At 75.6% G+C, this 8790-nt stretch carries 8 protein-coding genes; 5 read left to right on the top strand and 3 right to left on the bottom strand.

Features of this window, described 5'->3' with window-relative positions; genetic code table 11:
* Positions 1-69 precede the first annotated feature (69 nt).
* Positions 70-1284: a hypothetical protein gene (locus SSBG_RS18405; RefSeq protein ID WP_008747574.1), complete on the bottom strand. Its 1215-nt coding sequence runs from the start codon at positions 1282-1284 to the stop codon at positions 70-72.
* 415 nt (positions 1285-1699) lie between these two features.
* Here SSBG_RS18405 and purN point away from each other — a divergent pair, with 415 nt between their 5' ends.
* Together purN and purH are read left to right on the top strand one after the other, a co-directional pair.
* A complete protein-coding gene (gene purN / locus SSBG_RS18410) occupies positions 1700-2356 on the top strand; it encodes a phosphoribosylglycinamide formyltransferase (RefSeq protein WP_008747575.1) in 657 nt (218 codons plus the stop codon).
* Positions 2353-3945, top strand: a complete 1593-nt coding sequence (gene purH / locus SSBG_RS18415; protein WP_008747576.1) for a bifunctional phosphoribosylaminoimidazolecarboxamide formyltransferase/IMP cyclohydrolase — start codon at positions 2353-2355, stop codon at positions 3943-3945. Before purN ends, purH begins: the two co-directional genes overlap by 4 nt.
* Before the next feature lie 101 nt (positions 3946-4046).
* Here purH and SSBG_RS18420 read toward each other — a convergent pair whose 3' ends face one another.
* Both SSBG_RS18420 and SSBG_RS18425 read right to left on the bottom strand, forming a co-directional pair.
* On the bottom strand, positions 4047-4787 hold the full coding sequence (locus tag SSBG_RS18420; RefSeq protein WP_008747577.1) for a DUF3824 domain-containing protein: 741 nt from the start codon (positions 4785-4787) through the stop codon (positions 4047-4049).
* Between the two features lie 21 nt (positions 4788-4808).
* The gene (locus tag SSBG_RS18425; protein WP_234010578.1) at positions 4809-5228 is read right to left on the bottom strand and encodes a hypothetical protein; all 420 of its coding nucleotides are present in this window, start codon (positions 5226-5228) and stop codon (positions 4809-4811) included.
* 505 nt (positions 5229-5733) lie between these two features.
* Between SSBG_RS18425 and SSBG_RS18430 the strand changes: the two genes are divergently transcribed.
* The 3 genes from SSBG_RS18430 to SSBG_RS18440 form a co-directional block, all read left to right on the top strand.
* Complete coding sequence (locus tag SSBG_RS18430; RefSeq protein ID WP_008747579.1) at positions 5734-6588, top strand: bifunctional methylenetetrahydrofolate dehydrogenase/methenyltetrahydrofolate cyclohydrolase; 855 nt, start codon at positions 5734-5736, stop codon at positions 6586-6588.
* 144 nt (positions 6589-6732) lie between these two features.
* Complete coding sequence (locus SSBG_RS18435) at positions 6733-7359, top strand: DUF3017 domain-containing protein (protein WP_008747580.1); 627 nt, start codon at positions 6733-6735, stop codon at positions 7357-7359.
* Positions 7360-7719: 360 nt separating this feature from the next.
* On the top strand, positions 7720-8790 hold a 1071-nt coding region (locus SSBG_RS18440; RefSeq protein WP_037870098.1), incomplete at its 3' end, for a helix-turn-helix domain-containing protein.

The raw sequence follows: 8790 nt of genomic DNA on the forward strand, positions 1-8790 counted from the left end.
TGACCGGCGGCGTGGGGGAGCCCGGCCCGCGCGCCTCCCGGCGGGGCGGACCGGGCTCCCGTCACTCCGTCACTCCGTCAGGATCGGGCGCAGTTCCTTCGGGAGGTGGCTCTCGCAGGCGTCCCGCGAGGCGTGGGTGGCCGCGTCGTCCACGCAGCTGAAGTAGTCGCTGTAGACCGCGTGGAAGAGGAAGACGCTGGCCACGGCAGCGATGCTCAGCGCCGAGGTCACGATGCCGGTGACCGCCGAAGGCACCTGGGGGCGGGTACGCGTGACGGGGCGGCCGTACGGCGACAGGGGCGCCGGGGCCGGGTGCGCGGCCGCCTCCTCGCGCGCCCGCGTGGCCGCCTCCTCCGGGTCCTTGCCCTTGGCGACCGCTTGCAGCGCCGCCTCCGACTCCTGCGGGGTGCGGGCCCGGCCGCGCAGCGCCGAGATGCCCCAGTACAGGCCGAGGGCGCCGAGGAGCAGGGCGAGATACGTCCAGCCGAGGAAGAGACCGAGCACGAGGCCCCAGGTCCCCGCCATCAGCGCGTACCGGGCGTGCCGCTGCACCGGGTCGGTCGGGTCCCAGCGGGGGATACGGGAGAAGGGACCGCCCGGCCCGCCGCCGTTGCCGCCGCCGCCGTTGTCGCCGTTGCCCGGACCCTGCTGCGGCCCGCCCTGCCCCGGCCCCTGCGGACCCTGACCCCAGGGCCCTCGCTGCGGCCCCTGCCCCTGAGGGCCCTGCGGCCCGCCGTACGGGCCTTGCCCGTGCGGGCCTTGTCCCTGCGGGCCTTGTCCCTGCGGTCCCTGTCCGGGCGCTCCCTGCCCATGTGCTCCGTCTCCCCGCGGTCCCTGCCCGCGCGGCGGGTTGCCCGGGCGGTCGCCCCAGCCGCCACCGCGCCACGGCTCGGGCTGCCGCCCGCTCCAGCGCGTACCGCCGCTCTCGGGAGGACGCGGGCCCTGCGGCTGGTTTGGGCGGTCGGCGGGAGGCGCGGCGACGGGACCGTCCGGCCCGCCCTGCTTCCCGGGCTCACGTTCCCCGGAGCCCGGCCCCGCCCCCGCGCCGGAGGAGCCCGCGCCGGACGTCCCCGTACCGGAGGAGCCCGCGCCGGAGGCTCCCGCCGCGTCCCCCCTCCCCGGGGAGCCGTTCCCCTCGCGCAGCGCGAGCGCCGGGCGGCTCGCGCCCGCGCCGTTCTCCTCGCGGGGGCGGAAGGCGGTGGGGAGCGCGCCGAGCGGGGCTCCGGCGGCGGCGCCCGCCGGGGCGAGGGAACGGAGGCTGGGGCGGGCGGATCGGTCCGGCATCAGGAGGCGTCTTCCCCTTGCTGTGCGGCCGTCACTGGCGGGTGCGGGCGGCCTGGACTGACGAAAGGCTGCGGTGGGCGGGCGGCGGGCGCCCGCGCGGACACCCTTGACGCTACCTGCCGGTCGCCACCCCTTCGGGGCTGGCCCTGCCCCCGGGAGTCCTCGGGGTCGTCCGAGTGCCCGATCGGGGGCCGGTATCGTTGCTGACGGTCGGCGGCTTCGTAGAGTTCCCCGTACCGCGTGACGCGCCACCTTCGTGCGAAGCCACAAAGCGGCGGACGCGTACGGCCCGCCGGGGTGAGTCGCGTCACAGCGTGGTGACGTCCCGGTCCCCGCCGCCCGCCGCACGCCCCGCGAAACACCGCGGTCCCGCGCCTCGGGCGCCGTACCGTCCCCTTCCAGAAAGGGCCCCCTCGTGGCCTCCGCACCACCTCCCGACCACGCGCCCGGCGTCAAGCGCCTCGTCGTCCTCGTCTCCGGCACCGGCAGCAACCTCCAGGCCCTCCTCGACGCCGTCGAGGAGCGGGGCGCGGAGCGCTACGGGGCCCGCGTCGTCGCCGTCGGCGCCGACCGCGAGGGCATCGCGGGCCTGGAACGGGCCCGCGCCGCCGGCATCCCCACCTTCGTGTGCCGCGTCAAGGACCACCCCGACCGCGCCGCCTGGGACCTCGCGCTCGCCGAGGCCACCGCCGCGCACGCGCCGGACCTCGTGGTCTCGGCCGGTTTCATGAAGATCGTGGGCAAGGAGTTCCTGGACCGTTTCGGCGGGCGCTTCGTCAACACCCACCCCGCGCTGCTGCCCAGCTTCCCCGGCGCCCACGGCGTCCGGGACGCCCTCGCCTACGGGGCGAAGGTCACCGGCTGCACCGTCCACTTCGTCGACGACGGCGTCGACACCGGGCCGATCATCGCCCAGGGCGTGGTCGAGATCCGTGAGGACGACTCACCGGAGGGCGAGGCCGCCCTCCACGCACGTATCAAGGACGTCGAGCGCGCACTGCTCGTCGAGGTCGTGGGGCGCCTGGCCCGCCACGGCTACCGCATCGAGGGACGAAAGGTACTGGTTCCGTGACGACCGAGTCCACGACCACCCCCACCGACACCGAGGGCGCCGGCCGCAGGCCGCTGCGCCGCGCGCTCGTCAGCGTCTACGACAAGACCGGGCTCGAAGACCTCGCCCGCGGGCTGCACGAGGCGGGCGTCGAGCTCGTCTCGACCGGCTCCACCGCCGGGCGGATCGCCGCCGCCGGGGTTCCCGTCACCAAGGTCGAGGAGCTGACCGGCTTCCCCGAGTGCCTCGACGGCCGCGTCAAGACCCTCCACCCCAAGGTCCACGCGGGCATCCTCGCCGACCTGCGCCTGGAGAGCCACCGCGCCCAGCTCGCCGAGCTGGGGGTCGAGCCCTTCGACCTCGTCGTCGTCAACCTCTACCCCTTCCGCGAGACGGTCGCCTCGGGCGCGAGCCCGGACGAGTGCGTCGAGCAGATCGACATCGGCGGCCCCTCGATGGTCCGCGCCGCCGCCAAGAACCACCCCTCCGTCGCGATCGTCACGAGCCCGGAGCGGTACGGGGACGTGCTCGCCGCCGCGCGCGCGGGCGGCTTCGACCTGCGCACCCGCAAGCGCCTGGCCGCCGAGGCGTTCCGGCACACCGCCGCCTACGACGTCGCCGTCGCCTCCTGGTTCGCCGACGACTACGCGGCGGCCGACGACAGCGGCTTCCCCGACTTCACCGGCGCCACCTACACCCGTTCCCACGTGCTGCGCTACGGCGAGAACCCGCACCAGGGCGCCGCGCTCTACGTGGACGGCACGGGCGGGCTCGCGCAGGCCGAGCAGCTGCACGGCAAGGAGATGTCGTACAACAACTACACGGACACGGACGCCGCGCGCCGTGCCGCGTACGACCACGCCGAGCCCTGCGTCGCGATCATCAAGCACGCCAACCCCTGCGGCATCGCGATCGCCGGGGACGTCGCCGAGGCGCACCGCAAGGCGCACGCCTGCGACCCGCTCTCCGCCTTCGGCGGCGTCATCGCCGTCAACCGGCCCGTCTCGAAGGAGATGGCCGCGCAGGTCGCCGAGATCTTCACCGAGGTCATCGTCGCCCCCGCCTACGAGGACGGTGCCGTCGAACTCCTCGCGAAGAAGAAGAACATCCGCATCCTCCTCGCGCCCGGCGCCCCCGCCTCGCGCACCGAGACGAAGCAGATCGACGGCGGCGCGCTCGTCCAGGTCACCGACCGGCTCCAGGCCGACGGCGACGACCCGGCGCACTGGACGCTCGCGACGGGCGAGGCGCTCGACGCGGCGGGCCTGCGCGAGCTGGAGTTCGCCTGGAGGGCGAGCCGCGCCGTGAAGTCCAACGCGATCCTGCTCGCCAAGGACGGCGCCTCGGTCGGCGTCGGCATGGGCCAGGTCAACCGCGTCGACTCCGCGAAGCTCGCCGTCGAGCGCGCGGGCGAGGAGCGCGCGGCGGGCTCCTACGCGGCCTCCGATGCCTTCTTCCCCTTCCCCGACGGCCTGGAGGTCCTGACGGCCGCCGGGGTCCGCGCGGTCGTGCAGCCGGGCGGCTCGGTACGGGACGAACTCGTCGTCGAGGCGGCGAAGAAGGCCGGCGTGACGATGTACTTCACGGGGACACGGCACTTCTTCCACTGACCCGGACCGCCGGGCCGCCGGCCCGGCGCATACGGCAAAGGCGGAATCGCCCCGTTACCCGTACGGGGGATTCCGCCTTCGGCGTGTGGACGGCCGTGCGTTTAGCCGCGCGGCCGGTTGTACCAGGCGACGCCGTCGGACTTGCCGACGAAGACGGCCACCAGGACACCCATGACCAGGTGCGGGATGCCGACGATCACGAACGGGAAGAGGCCGAGCACGGCCGTCACGATGCCGAAGACGAGCGTCGTGATCCGGACGCCGTTCCCACCACTGCGCACCTGGAGCGCCAGAGCGGCGGCGCCCGCCGCCCACACAATCGAGAACACGGCGATGCCCCAGGCGATACCGCTGTTCTGCGAGTCGCTGAGCGAGGACTCGAAGTTGCTGAAGTCGTCCCCGTCGGAGGCGACGGCGCCGAGGCTGTAGATGACGGTGCCCAGCAGGCACAGCCCGACGATGACCCACAGCAGCACGCGCGCGGTCTTCACGCCGCCCGGCATCTCCCCCGGGCCCGGGCCGGGCCCGTAGCCGTAGGGCGCGTTGGGGTCGACGGGCGGGGCCTGCGGGTAGCCGTAGCCGGGCTGCTGCGGGTAAGCGGGCGGGTTGCCCTGCGGGTCGCCGGGCTGCTTGCCGCCGGGCGCGCCGTACGGGTTGTTCGGGTCGCCGTAACTCTTCGGGTTCCTCCGTGGTGGACCGTTCGGGGACGGCGCGCGCCGCGCGCGGAGGAACGAGCGCGTCGTGGTCCCCCGGCACAGCCCGCGCGTAGGGTGACCATCCTTCGTGGCGGGGACGTGCGGTGTCCAGGTGTTGACGAGGGACGTTGCCCAAGCGCAACGCAAGGGGGCGGGTGATCCTCCGTCTCAGTCCTCGCGGGGCGCGCGGAACCACTCGGCGGACTCGTTCAGGGCGAGGAACACGATGATGAGGACCGCCGAGGCGAGCGCGATCAGGAAGAAGATGTAGAGCACGAGGCTCAGCGGGATCGCGACCGAGGCCCACACGATGCCGGAGACCCGCACCCGGGGACTGTCCCTGCCGAACCACGAGGCCGTCAGGATGCCCCACAGGGCGACGAACAGGTACACCGTCCCGAGGAGGACCGTGACCCACGTGACCGTCGTGATGGTGTCCCGCCCGCTCTCCGGGGACATCGTCCCGTCGCTGTGCACGATCGCCCGGACGAGGGTGGGACCGCCGACGCACAGCGCGAGCCCGAGCAGGGCGAATCCCCCGGCGTGGACGAAGAGCAGGATGCGCGCGGCCGTCGTGCGCCCCGGCATCGCGCCGGGCACCCGCCCCTCGGGGACGTAGCCGTAGTACGGGGGCGCGGGCTGCGGGTACGCGTACGGTCCCGGGCCCGCCTGCGCGTACGGGTGCCTGCGGGTACGGGGGCGCTTGGCCGTACGGGGGTGCCTGGCCGTACGAGGATGCCTGGTTGTACGGGGGCGGCGGGGCGTAGGGCGGGGGAGCGGCCGGCGGCTTCGTCGGCGGCGGCCCCCACGGGGCGTCCTCCGCGGGGGGCCGGCCGGGCTCCGGCCGGGCGCTGCTGTCGTCGTCGGTGGTCACGTCGGTCTCGCTCCTGGACCGGGGGAGCGGAGGCGGAGCCACACGGCGGGCGCCGTCCCTCCCCCGTACGACGGGCGCGCCACGGGCCCCATGCTCGCCGCGCGGGCCCCTCGCTGTCCACCGCGTCCGCCGGGCCCCCGGCGAGCCGGCCCCGGTCCCCTCGCCCGTACTGGCACCCGGATTCGTTCCGCGCCCCCCGCATCGGCGAAGATAAGCGGTATGAGCGCGCAGATTCTCGACGGCAAGGCCACCGCGGCACAGATCAAGTCCGAGCTGAAGGAGCGGGTCGCTGTCCTGCGGGAGCGCGGCATCGTCCCCGGGCTCGGCACCCTCCTTGTCGGCGAGGACCCGGGGAGCCAGAAATACGTCGCGGGCAAGCACCGCGACTGCGCGCAGGTCGGCATCGCGTCGATCCAGCGCGAACTGCCCGCGAGCGCCACGCAGGAGGAGATCGAGGACGTCGTCCGCGAGCTCAACGCCGACCCCGCGTGCACCGGCTACATCGTGCAACTCCCGCTCCCCCGGGGCATCGACGAGAACCGCGTCCTCGAACTCATGGACCCGGACAAGGACGCCGACGGCCTCCACCCCATGAACCTCGGCCGCCTCGTCCTCAACGAGCCGGCCCCGCTGCCCTGCACCCCCTACGGCATCGTGCGCCTGCTGCGGCAGCACGGTGTCGAGCTGAACGGCGCCGAGGTCGTCGTCGTCGGCCGCGGCGTCACGATCGGCCGCCCGATGCCGCTGCTCCTGACGCGCCGCTCCGAGAACGCCACGGTCACGCAGTGCCACACCGGCACCCGCGACCTCTCGGCCCACCTGCGCCGCGCCGACATCGTCGTGGCCGCCGCGGGGGTCCCGCACCTCATCAAGCCCGAGGACGTCAAGCCGGGCGCGGCCGTGCTCGACGTCGGCGTCTCGCGCGACGAGAACGGCAAGATCGTCGGCGACGTGCACCCGGGCGTCGCCGAGGTCGCCGGCTGGCTCTCGCCCAACCCGGGCGGCGTCGGCCCGATGACCCGCGCCCAGCTCCTCGTCAACGTGGTGGAGGCGGCCGAACGCGCCGCCGCCTGAGCCGGGCCGCCCGCCCCGTACCGCGCCGGGCCGGTCGCGCTTCCCGCCGTCCCGCGCCGTGCCCTCGCGGCGGACCGGTCCGCCGCCCCTGACCGCCGCCCCGCCCGTCCCTGACCGCCGCCCCGCCGACGAAAGGCACCCCCCGTGGCCGGAGAGCCGAACGAGAGCCGCACCCCCGCGTCCGCCACGGACCACCCGGACCACGCGGAGCGCGGCGCGTCCGCGCCTCGCGGGAGCGGGCCGCGGCCGGAGCGCGAGGCGCACGGAGCGACCGCGGTGGGCGCGCCCGAGGCGTCCGGGACGGCCGGGGCGGCGGAGGGCGAGGAGGAGGCCCCGGTGGTGACCGAGGTCGTCAGCGCGCCCGGGCCCGACGGGCAGCCGATGCGGGCGACGCGTGAGGTCAGCGGGATCACGCGGGACACCGCGCGGCCCGAGGGGGGCGGTCGCGCGGCCCCGGCCGACGCCCCGGCGCCCGCGCGGCAGTGGCCCCTCATCAGCGTGCTCGCGACCACGGGCGTCGGCCTGCTCGTCACCGGCCTCGGCCTCTTCCGGGTCGGCACGCTCCTCGTGGGGCTCGCGCTGCTGCTCGGCGCGGTGCTGCGCTGGACCGTGGGCGCGGTGGGGATGCTCGCGGTGCGGTCGCGCTTCACGGACACGCTCACCTACGCGGTCCTCGGCCTGGTCGTCTTCTTCCTCGCGCTCATGGTCCAGCCGAACCCCTGGCTCGTGATCCCCTTCCTGGACGAGATCCTGCACTTCACCGTGGACTGACGGCCCGTCCGCCGCTCGCCTCCACGGACGGCTCGCGCCGACCGCCGTGCCCCGCTGATCGCTTGTGCGCGAATGCTGCCCGGAATGCCGCGTTCGTCGACGTGTTCCGCGCTTTCCCTCGTCTTCGCTCGTCGCGTCCTGTTCCTGCCTGATTGACTGGACGCGTCGATGCCCGGCGTGCGGCGGTGCGTCCGCGACTCCCGAATGCTCCCGTGCGCCCCCCTTCGGCGGAACTGTCCCCCTGGGGGCCGGCGTTGTGGTGGGTATGCCAGGACCGCGCCCGGCAGGGGCGGTCCGGGACGGCGGGGGCCGGCCCCAGGGCCGGGGGAGAGCGGGTACGAGGGGGATGAGGGGGAGACGATGCCGCGTTGGAAGGCGCTGCCCGAAGGGCTCGATCCGCAGATCCGCGAGTTCACCGGCCAGTTGCGCCGGCTCGTGGACCGCGCCGGGCTCAGTGTCGCGGCGCTCGCGGACCGTACGGGCTACAGCAAGACGTCCTGGGAGCGATATCTCGGCGGCAGGCTGCTCGCACCGAAGGGCGCGGTCCTCGCGCTCGCCGAGGTGACGGGCGCCCATCCGCAGCACGTGACGACGATGTGGGAGCTGGCCGAACGCGCCTGGAGCAGGGCCGAGTCCCGGCACGACCTGACGATGGAGGCGGTGCGCGTCTCGCAGGCCCGCGCGGCACTGGGCGAAAGCCCCGCCCCGGCCCGCGCCGCGACGGCCACGTACCCGCGCCGCGCGCCGCTCCGCGCGGAGCCGGTACGGGACGGGGCGGGCCCCGCGCCCGAAGAGCCCTCGCCTGGCGGGCCGTCGCCTGGCGGGCCGTCGCCGGGCCGGCCGTCGCCGGGCGGGCCGTCCGGGGGCGGGGCGCCGGTCGGGCCGTCGGCGCCGGGGCCGGAGCGGGGCGGGGCCGCGCTCTCCGGTGCCCGGCCGCCGGGGCCGCCCCGGGCGGGCGCGCCCTCGCGCGGGCGGCGGCGCGTGACGCTGCTCCTCGCCGGGGTGACGGGGGCGCTCCTCGTGCTCGGCGCGGTCCTCTTCCTCCCGCGCCTGTTCACCAAGGACGAGGCGAACCGGCGCGCCGAGCCCACGAGTTCGGCATCCGCGCGGGCGGCCGAGCTGCCCGCGGGGGTGCGGTGCGCGGGGACGGGCTGCGGGGGCAAGGACCCGGAGGCGATGGGCTGCGGCGGTGAGCTGGCCCGTACGACGGACCGCGCGACGGTCGGCAGCAGGCTCGTGGAGGTGCGCTACAGCGAGGTGTGCGGGGCCGCGTGGGCGCGGATCACCCAGGCGGGCCCGGGGGACACGGTGACGGCCCGCGTGGGCGGGCACGCCCAGCGGGCCACGGTCGAGGACACGGGCGACGCCTATACGCGGATGCTCAGCGTCCCCGCGCCGGGCCGGGCCCGGGCCTGCGCGGAGGTCGCCGCG

The organism is Streptomyces sp. SPB074 (assembly GCF_000154905.1).
GTDB lineage: Bacteria > Actinomycetota > Actinomycetes > Streptomycetales > Streptomycetaceae > Streptomyces.

Coding starts and splice junctions, on each gene's coding strand:
- SSBG_RS18405 (WP_008747574.1), bottom strand. CDS start 1,284: ATGCCGGACCGATCCGCCCGCCCCAGCCTCCGTTCCCTCGCCCCGGCG.
- SSBG_RS18425 (WP_234010578.1), bottom strand. CDS start 5,228: ATGCCGGGGCGCACGACGGCCGCGCGCATCCTGCTCTTCGTCCACGCC.
- SSBG_RS18430 (WP_008747579.1), top strand. CDS start 5,734: ATGAGCGCGCAGATTCTCGACGGCAAGGCCACCGCGGCACAGATCAAG.